Genomic DNA, 17,122 nt, shown 5'->3' with positions numbered 1-17,122 from the left:
TTTACGATTGATCTCAGAGCGAGTTTCTTCGACAAGGGTAAGGTGTTCAATCAACGTCATAGCGCGTGCCTCCTGCATGGAGACGCGATTAGATCACAGACGATCTGCCTGTTCAAATTTCATTAACAAAGTGCGATCCCGCCCTGGGGGTGGCCGCCGCTTCTTTCTCGATGGCCTTGCGTACCACGGCCATGAAGTTGTCGTCGTACTTGTAGACGGTGACCCCGATACGGGTATCGGCCTGGGCTTGGGCTCCCGCCATCAGTCCCATCAGCAAGGTGGCAACTGTCGTGAGTTTTTTCATTGTTATGCTCCGATCTCTATCTGTTTTTTGTAGGGAATGCTGTACACCGTTTGAGCTGGCGCCAGCCTAATGTAATCAGTTTGTTGTGAGGCGGTCTGTGATCCTGGCAACAAAATGAAAACGTTTACACTCTGTTACATAGCCGTAATATTGTTAAAAATTAAATAGTTACGTGAGAAACTGCCTTTGGGTCTCGCCATCTCGCGACGGCGGGTCCGGCTAGCTCAGACGGCAGTGCCACTGATAACAACCCGGCAACAGCCAGAACTCGGGCCGCACGCTCTGGCTCCAGGAGTCGTCGCCTCCCACCCCCATGTGGAAGCCATCGAGGCACAGGTGCGTGCCCCCCAGAGCCACCAGATCGGTCTGGTGACGGGCTTCGGTCAGCTGCTGCTGACTGTAGCGGCTGACACTGAAGTGGAAGCGCCCCTCCACCACCAGATCCCCCAGTTGCAGTGCGCGGGTATCGCAGCGCAGTCCGTTGTCGGTGGGGAAGACATAAGGGGTGTGCAACGCCTCGATGGGCAATTGCCAGCGACCGAGATCGGCGGCGAGCCGGCGATCCGGGTAATTCTCGTGGGGGCCAAGCCCCAGCCAGCTCACCGGGGCACCTTCGGCCGGTTCATCGGCCAGCCAGAGCCGGGCACCGATGCGCGGCAGGGAGGGCATGTCGGCGGCCACCTCCACCTCGATGGCGAGGTGCATGGCGCCCTCCCCGTCCACCCTGTGATGCCAGCGGGTCAGGATCTTCGGCTCGTCACCCACGAAGTAGCCGTGGTGCGCCGTGATGAGACCCAGCTCCGGACTCGCCTCCAGGCCGAGACAGCGGTGCTGCAGATCATTGAGTCCGGCCTCCTGCCAGCGGGCAATCCAGGCGTTGGGATCGGCGTGATCCGCCTCGCTGGTGCCGATATCGTTGTCGAGCGGCGCCCGATAGAAGTGATCGGCGATGGCGTCGCGCAGCCGCTCGCGGCCCTGCTTCTGCCAGCTGACGATGCGACCACTGGCCTTGTCGAGCTGCCACAGGGAATCTGCGGCGCCAAGCACCCAGTGATCGCGCTGCTCGGTCAGGCTGACCGCCGGGCAGGCCGACGGCAGCGCCAGGGGCGCGGGCAACAGGCATTGCTGGCGAGCCACCTCGTGACCCGCTCCGGCCCAGGCCGTGGCGGTGGGCTGCACGATGGCGAGATCCAGCCAGGCAAGCGCCCCCGGCGCAAAGGCCGGCAATTGCTCCAGCAGGGTCAGCGTCACGCTCCCCCGGGGGGCCAGCTCGAGCGGGTATTCACCCTGGCTCACCACCACGCCGTCTTCACACAGACGCCACAGCAGGCGTTCGTTGTCCGTCTCGCGGAACAGGTATTCGCTGCGGATCTCCACCGTCAGCGGCTGGCGACCCTGCAGGGTCAGACCAAAGGGCTGCTGGGCACGCCGGGCTTCAAACAGGGAAGGATGGGGGGTGCGATCGGGGAACAGCAGGCCGTTGCAGCAGAACTGGCGATCGTTGGGAGTGTCGCCGAAATCGCCACCATAGGCCCAGAAATGGCGGCCATCGTCGGTCTGCTTATCCAGCCCCTGATCGACCCAATCCCAGACAAACCCACCCTGCAGCCGCGGATGATCGCGAAATGCCTGCCAGTAATGGGCATAGCCCCCCAGGCTGTTGCCCATGGCGTGGGCGTATTCGCACAGGATCAGCGGCCGGGTCTCTTCCGGCAGGCCGATCCACTTGGCCAGCGCCCACTTGGGCACCGCCGGGAAGGGTTGATCTTGGTGGGTACGGGCATACATGGGGCAGATGATGTCGGTGGCCGGGGTGTCGGCCCCGCCCCCTTCGTACTGCACCGGGCGGCTGGGATCCGCCCCCTTCACCCAGCGATACATAGCGTCGTGGGCCGGACCATAACCGGATTCGTTCCCCAGGGACCAGATGATGATGCAGGGGTGGTTGAAGTCCCTAGCCACCATGCGGGTGACCCGCTCCAGGAAGGCGTTGCTCCAGGCGGGATCCCGCGCCAGCCGCCCCATGGGGGTCATGCCGTGGGTCTCTAGGTTCGCCTCGTCCACCACATAGAGGCCGAGCCTGTCGCACAGGCGATAGAGCTCGGGGTGATTGGGATAGTGGGAGCAGCGCACCGCGTTGAAGTTGTGCCGCTTCATCAGCAGCAGATCCTGCTCCATGTCGGCCGGGGTCACCACGTGACCCGTGGCGGGATGGTGTTCATGGCGATTGGCGCCACGAATGAGCAGGGGTTGGCCGTTGACCCGCAGCAGGCCGCCACGGATTTCCACCGCCCGAAAGCCCACGTCATGGGCCTCGCTCTCGAGAATGCTTCCCTGCTCGTCCAGCAGGGTCAGGGTCAGGCGATAGAGGTGCGGGGTCTCGGCGCTCCACTTGTGTGGCGCCCTTATCGTCAGCCACAGCTCGGCGCGATCGTCATACACCCCTTTCTCGTCGATGGCCTGGGTGCCGATCCGCTGGCGCAGGGTCGCCACCCGCTCGTCGCCATCATAGAGGTTGGCCTCCACCGACAGACCGGCCCCGTTGGCCGCCTGCAATTCAACCTTGAGGCGGGCATCCCGGTAGCAGGCGTCGAGCTCGGGCGTCACCCGGATATCCATCAGATGACGGGTCGGTTTGTGCAGCAGGCTGACAGAGCGGAAGATGCCGCTCATGCGCCACATGTCCTGATCTTCCAGATAGGAGCCGTCAGACCAGCGCAGCACCAGGACGGCGAGGCGGTTGGCCCCGGCCTGAAGGAAGGGGGTCAGATCGAATTCCGCCGGCAGCCGGCTGTCTTGGGAGTAACCGACCCAGCGGCCGTTGCAGAAGAGGTGAAACGCGCTGTCCACCCCGTCGAAGATGATCCGGGTCTGCCCCTCGGCCAGCCAGTCCGCAGCAACCGTGAACTCGCGGGAGTAGCAACCGGTGGGATTCTCGGCAGGCACCCGGGGCGGGTCGCAGGGAAAGGGGTATTTGATGTTGGTGTAGATGGGCACATCCGTGACGGGCCGCGCCCCCGGATAGGCCGCAGCCAGTTGCCAGTTGCCCGGCACCTTGATGGGGCAGGCATCCGGCAGATCCTCCACCAGCCACTGCTCCGGCACCCGCTCCGGGGCCTCGAACCAGGAGAACTGCCACTCGCCGTCCAGCAGCAGGCGGGAAGGTGACAACCCCCCCATCCTGGCTTCCCCTTCACTGCGCCAACTGGACAAGGGGGTATGGGCTGGCAACCGGTTCACGGCGGTGATCCCCTGGGTCTGCCAATCCTGACGGGCCACTATCTCCCTGAGCATGCTTCACTTCTCCCTGCATTCACGCTGAAAACCACTGCAGTGTAGGAGAGTTTTGCCCGGTGATCGGCGATCCCGCTCACACAGATGTAAACGATTACACTCATTTTGTTAAGTAAAACGGAGTAAAAATCGGATAAATCCGGGTAAATGACCCCATGAGGGAAAAAGCGGACCTTCGGAAGGGCAGAAGATGCCCGGGAGTGTGAAACCGGGAGGCAATGGCCGAGCCAGCGGAGCAAGCCATGGCAAAGACCCGACATCGCGCCCCCTCGCCTCATCAGGTGCTGGAGCGCCTCAACCCGGTTCCGGGCACGCACGCAGCCCGGCCTCTCGAAGGAGTGTGCAGAGGCCACGAGAGCCCCTGCCCGGCGCAGAGAAAAGCCATGGCGAGCGTCTGGCAGGATCTGGCTGGAAGTGAGGCTCGGCAGGCCGGGGGAGAGGGGCTCGTGACAGACGAGCGGGAAGAGCTGCCGAGTTCGGCAGGCAGGGAGCGTGAGGGGACGGTTGTCACTCCTCAGACAGTCCTTTATGGTCTGCGCTAGCCATGCTCTGAGCTATCTATCGTCTGAGCTATGGGGGCGCTTTATATGCTGCAGTACGGGTTCGCCAGGTGCAGCGCTTGCGCCGACGGGGCGCAAGCGCTGCGATCAGGACCTGACGGGAGCGACCGAATGGCGGTTGATCAGGGTGGGGGTATAGATGCGGCTCTGCACCGATTCGCTCTCCCCTGCGGCGAGTTGCAGCGCCAGCTTGGCCGCCTGGGCCGCCATCAGCTCGATGGGATAGCGCATGGTGGAGAGCTTGGGCCTCAGGTATCTGGCGTAGATGATGTCATCGAAGCCCACCACAGACACCTCTTCCGGCACCTTGAGGCCGTTGTCCGCCAGCACGGAGATGGCCCCTGCCGCCATGGCGTCGTTGTAGGCCACCACAGCCGTGATGGGCAACCCCTTGGCCAGCAGGTTGAGCATGGCGCGCTCACCCCCCTCTTCATTGGGCATGCCGCTCTCCACCAGCTCGGGATCGGCGAAGACCTCCGCCTCCGCCAGGGCATCCTGATAGCCCTGGTGGCGCAACAGCGCATCCTCGATGGCGTGATCCGAGCTCAGGAAGGCGATATGGCGGTGGCCGAGATCCAGCAGATGACGGGTGGCGGTCGCCGCACCCTGGCGGTTGTTGAGGGCGATGCAGCGCCCCCTCAGACTCGGAATGTCGCGGTTTATCAGCACCATGCCGGGGGCGCGCAGGGCGTAGTCGACCAGCTCCTCGTCGCCGAGCGCCTTGCTGTGCACCACCAGTGCCTCGCAGCGTTTGCCGATGAGCAGCTCGATGGCCTCCCGCTCCTGCTGGGCGCGGTGAAAACCATTACCCATCAATAGGTGCAAGCCCTGCTCCACCGCCACTGCCGCGACCCCTTTGACCAGGGCGCCGAAGAAAGGATCCGCCACGTCCCCCACCACCACTCCCATGGTGTCACAGGTCTGGCTGACCAGGGCCCGCGCGTTGGCGTTGGGGGTATAGCCCAGCTCGGCCATGGCCTTCAGCACCACCTCGCGGGAGGCGTCACTGGCCTTGGGTGAGTTGTTCATCACCCGTGAAACCGTTGCCACAGACACATTGGCCAAACGGGCGACATCCTTGATGGTGCTCATGCTGTTTTCACTTATTTCACGCTGCAACTGGCCGCATTATACCGTTCAATGTCACTGATAACATGGGGAAAAATCAGAACTTGCCACATTGGTCGATGAAAACAAGTGTAATCGTTTACACATATTTGTTAAGCAGCTCACAGTTTGCCCGTCAGCCCCTCGGCTAGACTCCTGCTCAGGCTTTCCTGATGAGAGGAGTTGAGGGTGGAACAACGGATGAAAGTACTGGTCACCGGCGGTTGCGGTTACATCGGCAGCCACACCTGTCTGGCCTTGCAGGCCGCAGGCATGGAGCCCGTGGTGGTGGACAACCTCTGCAACAGCAAGGCGAGCGTCCTGACCCGTGTCGCCGCCATCAGCGGGCGCGAGCCCCGCTTCTACGAGGGGGACATCCGTGACCCGGCCCTGCTGGATCGCATCTTCAGGGAGCAGCACATCGACGCAGTGATCCACTTCGCCGCCCTCAAGGCGGTCGGCGAGTCGACCCGCATCCCGCTGGACTACTACGAGAACAATCTGAGCGGCACCCTAGTATTGCTGCAGGCGATGAAACGGGCCGGGGTACGCAATCTGGTGTTCAGCTCATCGGCCACCGTCTACGGCGATCCCGCCAGCACCCCGATCCGGGAGGATTTCCCCCGCAGCGCCACCAACCCCTACGGCCGATCCAAGCTGATCATCGAGGAGATCCTCGAGGACCTGCAGCGGGCCGAGCCCCACTGGAGCATGACCCTGCTGCGCTATTTCAACCCCGTCGGCGCCCACGAGTCCGGCACTCTGGGGGAGGATCCCCAGTGCATCCCCAACAATCTGATGCCGTTTTTGACCCAGGTCGCCATCGGCCGGCGCGACTGCCTCTCGGTCTTTGGTAACGATTACCCAACCATCGACGGCACCGGGGTGCGCGACTACATCCATGTGATGGATCTCGCTGAAGGGCACGTCAAGGCTCTGGAACACTGCGCCGGACGGGGCGGTGTCCACGCCTACAACCTGGGCACGGGCCAGGGCCAGAGCGTGCTGCAGATGGTCGCGGCGTTCGAGGCTGCCTGCGGTCGGCCCCTTCCCTACCGGATCGGGCCACGGCGCCCCGGCGACATCGCCGAGTGCTGGGCCGATCCCGCCAAGGCCGCTCGGGAACTGGACTGGCATGCCAGCCGGGATCTCGCTGCCATGTGCGCCGACAGCTGGCGCTGGCAGTCCGCCAACCCCAATGGTTACGAGGCGTAGGCCCTGGCCTGCGCCTTCGGATGTATTCAACTCACAGACTGGAGTGATGATGTTCAACCCCGTTGATCACCCCCACCGCCGCTTCAACCCGCTCACCGGCCAGTACGTGCTGGTCTCCCCTCACAGGGCCAAGCGCCCCTGGCAAGGCCAGGTCGAGAAGGTGAGCCTGGCGCCGAGCCAGGCCCATGATCCCGACTGCTTCCTCTGTGCGGGCAACACCCGGGTGACCGGCGATATCAACCCCGACTATCAGGGCACCTTCGTCTTTACCAACGACTTCGCCGCCCTGATGCAGGACACCCCGGCCGCCGACGCGGCGCCGGATCCCCTGCTGAAGCTGGAAGCCGCCCGGGGCACCAGCCGGGTCATCTGCTTCTCGCCGGATCACGGCAAAACCCTGCCCGAGCTGCCCCTGCCCGCCATCGAAGGGGTGATCACCACCTGGATGGACCAGGTGGCCGAGCTCTCTGACCAGTGGGAATGGGTGCAAGTCTTTGAAAACAAGGGCGCCGTCATGGGCTGCTCCAACCCGCACCCTCACGGTCAGCTCTGGGGCAGCGACTTCCTGCCCAACGAGATTGCCCGGGAAGAGGCGCACCAGCGCGCCTGGCTGGCCGAACACGGCCGTCCCCTGCTGCTGGACTATGTGGAGCGGGAGCTGGCGGATCGCTCCCGCATCGTGGTGGAGACCGCCCACTGGCTGGCGGTGGTGCCCTTCTGGGCGGCCTGGCCGTTCGAGACCCTGCTGCTGCCCAAGGCCCATGTCCCCTCCATGCTGGATCTCACCCGGGAACAGCAACAGGATCTGGCCATAGCGCTCAAGGAGCTCACCAGTCGCTACGACAACCTGTTCCAGTGCAGCTTCCCCTACTCCATGGGCTGGCACTTCGCCCCGCCCCGTTCTGACTGCCCCGAGGCGTGGCAACTGCACGCCCACTTCTATCCGCCCCTGCTGCGCTCCGCCACGGTGCGCAAATTCATGGTGGGCTTCGAGATGCTGGCCGAAACCCAGCGCGATCTCACCCCGGAACAGGCGGCGGAACGGCTGCGCGCCCTCAGTCCCATCCACTACAACGACCAGAACCAGTCCAACGAGGAGGCCCTATGACCCCGAGCCAGCGCGTCAGCGCCGTGTTTGCCGAGCAGTTTGAGCAACAACCCGACCTGCTGGTACGGGCTCCAGGCCGCGTCAACCTCATTGGCGAGCACACCGACTACAACGACGGCTTCGTGCTGCCCTGCGCCATCGACTACGAGACCTGCGTCGCCATCGGCCTGCGCGGCGACAACCTGGTCGAAGTGATCGCCGCCGACTACGATAACCAGCGCGACCGGTTCAGTCTCGATCAACCCATCGAGCACCACCCCAGCCAGCGCTGGAGCGACTACATCCGCGGCGTGGTGAAACACCTGCAGGCACGGGGCCACGCCCTGCGCGGCCTCAATCTGGTGGTCTCCGGCAACGTGCCCCAGGGGACGGGTCTCTCCTCCTCCGCTTCCCTGGAGGTGGCCATCGGCCAGGCCTTCAAGGAGGCCCAGGGGCTGGCCATCAGCCAGGCGGAAATCGCCCTCAACGGCCAGCAGGCGGAGAACCAGTTCGTCGGCTGCAACTGCGGCATCATGGATCAGATGATCTCCGCGAGCGGCAAGCAGGATCACGCCCTGCTGCTCGATTGCCGCTCCCTGGAGACCCGGCTCATCCCCATGCCCACCGATCTGGCGGTGCTCATCGTCAACTCCAACGTGCGCCGCGGCCTGGTGGACAGCGAATACAACACCCGTCGCCAGCAGTGCGAAACCGCCGCCCGTCACTACGGGGTCAAAGCCCTGCGGGATCTTGACCTGGCCACGCTGGAAGCGGGCAAGGCCGGTCTGGACGAGGCCTGCTATCGCCGTGCCCGCCACGTGGTCGGCGAGAACGCCCGCACTCTGGCGGCGGCCGATGCGCTGGCACAGGGCGATCTGGTGCGCCTCGGCGAGCTGATGGGCCAGTCCCACGCCGCCATGCGGGATGACTTCGAGATCACCGTGCCCCCCATCGACGGCCTGGTGGAGATCATCAAGGCCCGGATCGGCAGCGAAGGCGGTGTGCGCATGACCGGCGGCGGTTTTGGCGGCTGCGTGGTCGCCCTGCTGCGCCCCGAGAAGGTGGCCGAGGTGATCGCCGTGGTGGAGGCGGAATACCCGGCCCGTTTCGGCCTCAAGGCGGACTGCTACGTCTGCCGTGCCAGCGCAGGGGCCGGCAGACTGTAACGCACGCCTGACAACGGGTGACGCCCCCTGCCCGGCACTCGCGACGCCGGCAGGGGGCGACGGGATCACGACGGGGAACCGCAAACCATGATGAGATTCGAGCTGGAAAACGAGGAGGGACTGCGGCTGCGCGGTCTCACATACGGGGCCACCCTCACCTCCCTCACCCTGCCGGTGGCGGGAGAGCGGCGGGAGGTGCTGCTGGGCTGCGCCGACGAGGCCTACCTCACCCAGCAGGTATGGCTGGGGGCCGTGGCGGGGCGCTTTGCCAACCGCATCGGCGGCGCCCGCCTTGAGCGGGAAGGCCAGTGCTGGACGCTGGACGCCAACCAGGGGGCCAACTGCCTGCACGGCGGGCGCGACGGGTTCCATCGCCGCACCTGGCAGATCAAGGAGCAGGAGGCGGACAGGGTCAAGCTGGCGCTCCTCTCCCGGGCGGGGGATCAGGGCTTTCCCGGCAATCTGAGGGTGAGCCTGGAGTATCGGCTGGAGCAGTGCGATCTGGTGGTCGACTTCTGCGCCAGCACGGACGCCCCCAGTCCGGTCAGCCTCACCAGCCACGCCTACTTCAACCTGGATGGCGGTGGCGACATCCGCCACCACACCATCAGCCTCGACGCCGACCGCTACCTGCCCACGGATGACCAGAGCCTGCCGCTGGCCATCGCCCCGGTGGAAGGCCCCTTCGATCTGCGCGCCCCCCGCCCCATCGGCCAGGCGTGGCTGGACCACCCCCAGCAGCAGTTGGCCAAGGGATACGATCACGCATTTCTGCTCAACAATAGCGATTTTGAGCCTGCTGATGAGCCGTTTGGTGGGTCCCACCAGCCATGGGCCGCCCGGGTGATCTCGGGGGATGGCAAGCTGACCATGGCGGTCTACACCAACCAGCCCTCCCTGCAGTTCTACAGCGGCAACTGGCTGACCGGCACACCGGATCGTCAGGGCCGACCCTACCGGGATTACGACGGCTTCTGCCTGGAAGCCCAGCAATTGCCCGACAGCCCGAACCGGCCCGCCTTCGGCGATCCCTGGTTGCTACCGGGGCAGCGTTATCGCCACCAGACCCGTTATCGCTTTATTCCTGCCCCCTGACAGCCCTGCTCGGGCAGACGAAGGGGCCCGGGCGCGCCGCCACGTCATGGCGGCCCCGGCCCCGATGGCACCACCGAATCAGCCGGGGTGATGCCCGCCGCAGGGCCCGTCGCTCCTCATTGCACATCAGCCAAGGAACCGCACCGTGATGGATGACAACTACCTCGCCGCCCCCGACCGCTACCAGCGCCAGCCCTACCGACCGGCGGGCCGCCACGGCCTGCGCCTGCCCGGCATCGGTCTGGGCCTTTGGCACAACTTCGGCGCCGGGAGCGATCCCGCCACCGCGAAGGCCATGGTGCATGAGGCGTTCGATCTGGGGATCACCCACTTCGATCTCGCCAACAACTACGGGCCGCCGCCGGGATCTGCCGAACTGACCTTCGGCACGCTGCTCAAGAGGAGCCTGGCTCCCTATCGGGACGAGCTCATCATCGCCAGCAAGGCGGGCTACGTGATGTGGGACGGCCCCTACGGCGATGGCGGCAGCGCCAAGTACCTCTTCGCCAGCCTGCACCAGAGCCTGCGCCGTCTGGGCCTCGACTACGTGGACATCTTCTATCACCACAGGCCGGATCCCCGCACCCCGCTCGAGGAGACCTGCCAGGCCCTGGCCCTGATGGTGCGCCAGGGCAAGGCGCTCTACATCGGCCTCTCCAACTACCCGGCCCCGCTCGCGGCCAAGGCTGCCACCCGGCTGGCGGAGCTCGGCACCCCCTGCCTGGTCAACCAGCTCAAATACTCCCTGTTCCAGCGCGATGTTGAGCCCGACACCCTGCCGGCCTGCCGGGAGCACGGCATGGGGGTGGTCGCCTTCTCGCCCCTGGCGGGGGGGCTGCTGAGCGATCGCTACCTGGCGGGCATTCCCGCGGATTCTCGTGCCGCCAGTGCCAGCCCCTTCCTCACGGCGGACCAGATCACCGAGGAGAAGCTCGCCACCGTCCGCGCCCTGCATGCACTGGCCCTGCAACGGGGTCAGTCCCTGTCGCAACTCGCACTGCAATGGGTGCTGCGCGACCCCGTGGTGAGCTGCGCCCTGATCGGCGCCAGCCATCCCCAACAGATAACGAGCGCCGTCGACGCCCTGGGGCAGCCCCCCCTGGACGATGATCTTCAACAGAAAATCCTGTCCATACTGGCCTGACAGCACAAAGAGATCATAAAACAGAGGTCAACAGGCGTGACTGACCTGTCAGAACGTGACGGGGCAGTCATGGCTTCTGACAGCATGCGGCAAGCCGCGCCCTGCATGGTCCGCCAACGCCCTTTCCCGGCCGGAACAGGGCGCTGAAATCCCAAATATTCACTGGTTGCCCGCGCGATTTTCCGCCATCATTGGCCGCCCCGACCCGTTCGGGGTTGATTTTATCCAGACCCCATAACCAAGAGATCTGCACCATGACCGAATCCTACGCCCTGTTCGTCGCCTTTGTGCTGGGCATAGTGGAAGGCCTGACCGAGTTCCTCCCCGTCTCCTCCACCGGCCACATGATCATCGTCGGCCACCTCCTCGGGTTTGAAGGACCCAAGGCCGCCACCTTCGAGGTGGTAATCCAGCTCGGCTCCATCCTGGCAGTGGTCGTCATGTTCTGGCGCCGCCTGTTCGGACTCATCGGCATTCACTTCGGTCAGAAACCGACCCCGGGCCACGCGACCCTCTCCCTGGTGCACGTCATCCTCGGCATGCTGCCTGCCGTGGTCGTCGGGCTGGCTATCCACAGCTGGATCAAGGCCAATCTGTTCGGGCCGGAAACCGTGATGTATGCCCTGGTGGCCGGTGGCATCCTGCTCATCATCGCCGAAAAGTTCCGCCCCGCCGTGACCGCGGAGACCCTGGACGACATCAGCTACAAGCAGGCCTTCGGCATCGGCCTGTTCCAGTGCCTGGCACTCTGGCCCGGTTTCTCCCGCTCCGGCGCCACCATCAGCGGCGGCATGCTGATGGGCATCAGCCGCCACGCGGCAGCGGAATTCTCCTTCATCATGGCGGTGCCCATGATGATCGCGGCCAGCGGCCTGGATCTCTACAAGAGCCGCGATTTCCTCTCCATGGCGGACTTCCCCATGTTTGCGGTGGGCTTCGTCACCGCCTTCGTGGTGGCCATGGTCGCCATCAAGACCTTCCTGGCGCTGATCCGTCGTCTCGACTTCATCCCGTTCGCCATCTACCGCTTCCTGCTGGCCTTCGTCGTCTACCTGGTCTTCGTGGCCTGATGGGCTTCGCCCCCAAGCAACACAAAAGGGACCCGAGGGTCCCTTTTTTCATGCCGTGATACCGCCTCAGTCGCGCGGCAGCCCGCTATCGCCGAGCAGCCGTGAGCCCGACTCAATAGAGGTGCTGACTGATGCCGTTGAGCAACCGTGACAACCCCTTGGTGAACTGCACGGGGGCATCTTGCACCGTGTAGCAGAGGCAGCCGTCCGGGGTGTGGGGGCTGTGGGCGTGGCTGGCGTCGCGCCAGATGAAATCCCCCGCCTGATAGCGGGTGTCGCCATCCTCGATGGTGCCCGCCAGCAGCAGGGTCAGCTCATATCCCTTGTGGGTGTGCTCGGGGATCCGGCCCCCCGCCTCGATGTGGAGCAGGTTGGCCCGCGCCCCCATCTCGTCCAGCGGCAGGCTGACCTGACGGATGGCCCCGAGATGACGCCACCTGGGGGCATGATGCCGTGCCAATGCCCGCGGCAGCCGGTAACTGTGACCCGCCACCCTGAGCTCTGGCCTCGGGCTCTCGGCAAGGGCGAGCGCCGCCTCCGTCGCCACCGGCTGTTGCAGTATGCCCGCCAGCATGGCATCGAATCCGGCGGGCAGCGCCTCATCCGGCGCGTCAGGGGCGAGATGCTGGCACGCCAGCGCCTCTTCAAATTCCTTCACCCGGGCGGCGCACTCGGGGCAGAACTCGCAATGGGCGGAGACACCGACGGCCAGCGGCAGAGGCAGCTCGTCGGCGGCGAAGGCGCGCAGCATGGGTTCAGTCGGATGGGTCTTAATCATGGCCTTGCTCCACTTGTTCCTTCAGTTTCTGTAGTGCCAGCCGCAGCCGGGACTTGATGGTGCCAAGGGGCACGCCGAGCCGGTCGGCCAGCTCCTGCTGGGAGAGCTCCTGCAGGTAGATGCCGCGCACCACCTGCTGCTGCGGCTCCGGCAGCGTGGCGACATAGTGGGCCATCTGGCGGGTCAGCACCGCGTCTTCACCGCCGCTCAGGTGCTCCTCTTCGGCCCGGAACTCCAGCAACGGCCAGATCTCCTCGGCGCAGAGCTCCTCCTTGCTGGCGCGGCGGCGGCGCAGCATGTCAAAGCTCTGGTTGCGCATCACTGTGTAGATCCAGGTGGTGGCGGCGCCCTTGTCGGGGTGATAGAGCCGTGCCTTCTGCCAGACCAGCAGCATGGTCTCCTGCACCAGTTCCATGGCGTTGGCTTCGCTACCGAGGTGGCGCAGCCCGTAGCTGCGGATGCGCGGCGCGAAGTGGTGGAACAGGGTGGCGAAGGCAGCCTTGTCGGCACGCTCGGCCACCCGGACCAGCAAAGATGTGAGGTCGCCGTCTGGGTTGTCCATGGGGGGCGATGTCCTGCGTGGAGCCGATTGTGGTTGGCCAGTATATGCCATTGCGCCATCCCTCGCGTGTGGTGTTCACCCCCAATACGGTGAGCGAGGAAAAAGGATCACCGGGAAGGGGAATTCAATGGCTCGCGACCAGCAGACCGCTCAGCAGGGAGAGGGTGGGCTGGTTGTCCTTGGCCGCCACCAGCCACTGTTTTTGTTCCACCGGGATGGGCAGCACCTCCAGCCAGCGCTGGGCGACCCAGCTCGCATCCTCCCAGTCCGGCTCCGGATAGAGGGCCGCGTACTCCGGATAGTCGTTGAACACGTCCTGCAACGCCTTGGCCAGGGAGTGCTGATCCGCCTGGAGCCTGCCGCTCTGCCAGGGGGGCAGGGGCTCCACCTCGCCGACCCGCAGACCGTCCTCTTCCTGCCAGAGATCCGTGATACGCACCCGCTCCACCCCGAGTACCGTGATGCCGAGCAAACCATCGGGCAGCAGATCGAAATCGATGATGCGCACCCGAGTGGCGATGGGGTACATGTTGCGCAGCGCGTCGGGCTGGCGGGGGTCCAGCATGCAGAGCGCGAACTCCCGCTCCCGGGACTCGGCGATCATGCGCTGGTATCTGGGCTCGAAGATGCGCAGCGGCATGATGCCGCCCGGCAGCAGGTGAGCGGAGAGTGGAAACAGTACCAGTGTCATGGGAATCATCCTCCAACGGCGTCCTCAAAGGATACGACCGCCACGGGAAGCGGGATCATTCAGATCGAATCGGTATAAATAACCCTGCCATAATCAGGGGAAAATAGCCTGGACAAGCCGTTTCGTTATGCAGTAGAAATGGATAACCACCACTTATCCAAATCAATATCCTGCAATGTGGTGGAAAACGCAGTGAAATATCCGCCACACCTACGGGTGCGGGCCGTTCCTATAGTTTTCTCGGCCCGATGCGGGTAAAATTCACGCCCTTATCCAGTCAGTCACTTTTCGACGCGCAACCTCGGTGGTCAGTTATGAAAGAGCATATTCATCATCTACTTGAACAAACGGTAGCCAATCTCAAGTCCGCAGGCGTCTTGCCGGCCGACCTGGAAGCCCGGGTGCAAGTAGACCGATGCAAGGAGAAGGCTCACGGCGACCTGGCCACCAACCTGGCCATGCTGCTGGCCAAACCGGCCCGCAAGAATCCCCGCGAGCTGGCCGCTGCCATCATCGAGCACCTGCCCGCCTCCGATCTGATCGCCAAGGTCGAGATCGCCGGCCCCGGCTTCATCAACTTCTTCTTCGACCCGTGCTGGCTGGCCGGTCAGGTGGAAGCCATGGTGACCTCCGACAACGCCAACGTGAAGCTGCCGGCGCCGCAGACCGTGGTGGTGGACTACTCCGCCCCCAACGTGGCCAAGGAGATGGCGGTGCACCACATCCGCTCCACCGTGCTCGGTGACGTGGCCGCCCGCGCCCTCGAATTCCTGGGCCACAAGGTGGTGCGTGCCAACCACATCGGCGACTGGGGCACCCAGTTCGGCATGCTGATCGCCTATCTGGAGAAGATGGCCAACGAGCACGCCTCCGACATGGAGCTCAAGGACCTGGAAGCCTTCTACACCCAGGCCAAGCGTCACTATGACGAAGACGAAGCCTTCGCCGAGCGCGCCCGCAACTACGTGGTGAAACTGCAAGGTGGCGATGAGTACTGCCGCACCATGTGGAAGAAGCTGGTCGACATGACCATGGAGCAGAACCAGCGCAACTACGACCGTCTGAACATCTCCCTGTCCAACAAGGACATCATGGGCGAGTCCATGTACAACGACATGCTGCCGGAGATCGTTGCCGACCTGAAAGCCAAGGGGCTGGCGGTCGAGAGCGAAGGGGCTACCGTGGTCTTCCTGGACGAGTTCAAGAACAAGGATGGCGAGCCCATGGGCGTCATCATCCAGAAGAGCGACGGCGGTTTCCTCTACACCACCACCGACATCGCCTGCGCCAAATACCGTTACGAGAACCTGGGCGCCGACCGGGTCATGTACTTCATCGACTCCCGTCAGCACCAGCACCTGATGCAGGCCTGGACCATCACCCGCAAGGCGGGCTATGTACCGGAGTCCGTGCCCCTCGAGCACCACGCCTTCGGCATGATGCTGGGCAAGGACGGTCGTCCCTACAAGACCCGCTCCGGCGGCACCGTCAAGCTGGTCGACCTGCTGAACGAAGCGGAAGAGCGCGCCAGCGCCCTGCTGGAGAGCCGCAACAGCGACCTCTCTGCCGAAGAGAAGGCCCAGGTGGTGCACGCCATCGCCATGGGCGCGGTCAAGTATGCGGATCTCTCCAAGAACCGCACCACCGACTACATCTTCGACTGGGATCTGATGCTCTCCTTTGAAGGCAACACGGCGCCGTACCTGCAATACGCCTACACCCGTATCCAGTCCATCTTCCGCAAGGCCGGCGTCGATGCCGACACCCTGAGCGGCAAGGTGGTCCTGAGCGAAGATGCCGAAGAGACCCTGGCCCAGAAGCTGATCCAGTTCTCCGACGCGGTCAACGGCGTGGCGGACAAGGGGATGCCGCACCTGCTCTGTACCTATCTGTACGAGCTCTCCGGCAACTTCATGACCTTCTACGAAGCCTGCCCGATCAACAAGGACGGCGTGGACGAGGCGACCCGCCAGAGCCGTCTGCTGCTGTGCGCCGCCACCGCCAAGGTGCTCAAGCTGGGCCTGGGCGTGCTGGGCATCCACACCCTGGAGCGCATGTAATAGATGGCGACCCGGGATTACGTCGGCAACAGCCCGAGACGACGGGCGGGTGGCCGTAACATCAAGAAAGCGGCCCCTCGCCGCTTTCCTGTTATCCCGGCACTGCTGGCCGGGGCCCTGGTCGTCGGTTTCGGCGCCTTCCTCTACCTCATCAACGGCAAGGGCGCCGATGCCCCCACCATCGAAGAGCAGGTGAAGGCCAACAAACCCAAGGCACAGGGCAATACCCTGCCCCAGGAGAAGTGGAGCTACATCGAGCGGCTGGAGAACAAGCAGGTGGACATCATAGAGCCGCCGCCCCAGCCGGGCGTGCTGCCGCCCCCGCCTGCCGAGACCATGACCCTGCAACCGGAGAAGCTGCCCAAGCCGGTCGCGACCGACATTCCCCAGCCGGGAACCCCCATCGGTCAGGTGAAGCCCTATCAGCCGCAACCGGTGCAACCGGCCAAGCCGGCCACCGGTGCCCCGGTCGCCAGCGCCCGGGAGCAGGTGATCGATCAGAAGGCCGAGCGTGAGCGGATGGAGCGGGAGATCCGCGCCGAACTGGAGCGGGAGCGGGCCGAGGCCGCCAGGGCCAAGGCGGCGACCCAGACTGCACAGACCGCAGCCGCCGACGGCGGTCGCTACATGATGCAGTGTGCCGCCCTGCGCTCCCAGGATTCCGCGGAATCCCTCAAGGCGCGCATCGCCTTCACCGCCGGGCTCTCTTCCAGCCTGCAGGTGGTGAACGGGGCCGGTGGCGCCGTCTACAAGGTGATGGTGGGCCCCTTCAACGGCAAGGCGGCGGCCGACGCGGCCAACCGCAAGCTGCAGGGCTCGGGCATCAGCGGCTGCATCCCCAAGAAGGGGTGATCGCCGCGTCCATGCACAGGGCCGGGTGGCAACACCCGGCCCTGTTTCTTTTGGCGCCATCCCGCGCCCACCCGATCCCTCCCCCGCGATCCGTGCTCGGCACAGGCTTGAAAAGCCGTTTTGCCATCCCCATCTTT

Annotated in this window: 13 protein-coding genes and 1 pseudogene; 8 read left to right on the top strand and 6 right to left on the bottom strand. The window is 64.7% G+C overall.

Features of this window, described 5'->3' with window-relative positions; translation table 11 throughout:
* Positions 1–151: 151 nt before the first annotated feature.
* From MUW49_RS08980 to MUW49_RS08970, 3 genes and pseudogenes are all read right to left on the bottom strand, one after another.
* A pseudogene (locus MUW49_RS08980) lies at positions 152–304 on the bottom strand (methyl-galactoside ABC transporter substrate-binding protein); the annotation flags it as partial.
* A gap of 219 nt (positions 305–523) precedes the next feature.
* Complete coding sequence (locus MUW49_RS08975) at positions 524–3,598, bottom strand: beta-galactosidase (protein ID WP_128273413.1); 3,075 nt, start codon at positions 3,596–3,598, stop codon at positions 524–526.
* A gap of 647 nt (positions 3,599–4,245) precedes the next feature.
* Positions 4,246–5,250: a substrate-binding domain-containing protein gene (locus MUW49_RS08970; RefSeq protein WP_244053706.1), complete on the bottom strand. Its 1,005-nt coding sequence runs from the start codon at positions 5,248–5,250 to the stop codon at positions 4,246–4,248.
* A 216-nt stretch (positions 5,251–5,466) separates the two neighbouring features.
* On the opposite strand from MUW49_RS08970, the gene galE reads away from it, so the two are divergent.
* The 6 genes from galE to bacA all read left to right on the top strand — a co-directional run bounded on the left by galE (position 5,467) and on the right by bacA (position 12,042).
* Positions 5,467–6,480, top strand: coding sequence for a UDP-glucose 4-epimerase GalE (gene galE / locus MUW49_RS08965; protein ID WP_244812642.1), 1,014 nt, complete (start codon positions 5,467–5,469; stop codon positions 6,478–6,480).
* A 49-nt stretch (positions 6,481–6,529) separates the two neighbouring features.
* Positions 6,530–7,588, top strand: coding sequence for a UDP-glucose--hexose-1-phosphate uridylyltransferase (locus MUW49_RS08960; protein ID WP_039039638.1), 1,059 nt, complete (start codon positions 6,530–6,532; stop codon positions 7,586–7,588).
* A complete protein-coding gene (gene galK / locus MUW49_RS08955; protein ID WP_042882341.1) occupies positions 7,585–8,733 on the top strand; it encodes a galactokinase in 1,149 nt (382 codons plus the stop codon). Before MUW49_RS08960 ends, galK begins: the two co-directional genes overlap by 4 nt.
* 27 nt (positions 8,734–8,760) lie before the next feature.
* Positions 8,761–9,828: a galactose-1-epimerase gene (gene galM, locus MUW49_RS08950; RefSeq protein ID WP_225160066.1), complete on the top strand. Its 1,068-nt coding sequence runs from the start codon at positions 8,761–8,763 to the stop codon at positions 9,826–9,828.
* A 148-nt stretch (positions 9,829–9,976) separates the two neighbouring features.
* On the top strand, positions 9,977–10,972 hold the full coding sequence (locus MUW49_RS08945; protein WP_244812639.1) for an aldo/keto reductase: 996 nt from the start codon (positions 9,977–9,979) through the stop codon (positions 10,970–10,972).
* 254 nt (positions 10,973–11,226) lie between these two features.
* The gene (gene bacA / locus MUW49_RS08940; RefSeq protein ID WP_010676024.1) at positions 11,227–12,042 is read left to right on the top strand and encodes an undecaprenyl-diphosphate phosphatase; all 816 of its coding nucleotides are present in this window, start codon (positions 11,227–11,229) and stop codon (positions 12,040–12,042) included.
* 112 nt (positions 12,043–12,154) lie between these two features.
* On the opposite strand, the gene MUW49_RS08935 is transcribed toward bacA, so the two are convergent.
* The 3 genes from MUW49_RS08935 to MUW49_RS08925 all read right to left on the bottom strand — a co-directional run bounded on the left by MUW49_RS08935 (position 12,155) and on the right by MUW49_RS08925 (position 14,073).
* Complete coding sequence (locus MUW49_RS08935) at positions 12,155–12,820, bottom strand: ChrR family anti-sigma-E factor (RefSeq protein WP_053288019.1); 666 nt, start codon at positions 12,818–12,820, stop codon at positions 12,155–12,157.
* Positions 12,813–13,382, bottom strand: a complete 570-nt coding sequence (locus MUW49_RS08930) for a sigma-70 family RNA polymerase sigma factor (RefSeq protein ID WP_010676026.1) — start codon at positions 13,380–13,382, stop codon at positions 12,813–12,815. Before MUW49_RS08930 ends, MUW49_RS08935 begins: the two co-directional genes overlap by 8 nt.
* Before the next feature lie 124 nt (positions 13,383–13,506).
* The gene (locus MUW49_RS08925; RefSeq protein ID WP_010676027.1) at positions 13,507–14,073 is read right to left on the bottom strand and encodes an LON peptidase substrate-binding domain-containing protein; all 567 of its coding nucleotides are present in this window, start codon (positions 14,071–14,073) and stop codon (positions 13,507–13,509) included.
* Between the two features lie 314 nt (positions 14,074–14,387).
* Between MUW49_RS08925 and argS the strand changes: the two genes are divergently transcribed.
* Together argS and MUW49_RS08915 are read left to right on the top strand one after the other, a co-directional pair.
* Positions 14,388–16,133 carry an arginine--tRNA ligase gene (gene argS / locus MUW49_RS08920; protein WP_103828810.1) on the top strand — a complete coding sequence of 582 codons (1,746 nt, stop codon included), beginning with the start codon at positions 14,388–14,390 and terminating at the stop codon, positions 16,131–16,133.
* Between the two features lie 3 nt (positions 16,134–16,136).
* Positions 16,137–16,985, top strand: coding sequence for an SPOR domain-containing protein (locus MUW49_RS08915; protein ID WP_069784953.1), 849 nt, complete (start codon positions 16,137–16,139; stop codon positions 16,983–16,985).
* The last annotated feature ends 137 nt before the right edge of the window (positions 16,986–17,122 follow it).

It is taken from the genome of Aeromonas sp. LsrichE-8G, assembly GCF_022869435.1.
Lineage (GTDB): Bacteria > Pseudomonadota > Gammaproteobacteria > Enterobacterales > Aeromonadaceae > Aeromonas > Aeromonas caviae.
Note: the sequence above shows the minus strand (reverse complement) of the source record. Positions and strands in the feature narration are given on the sequence as shown.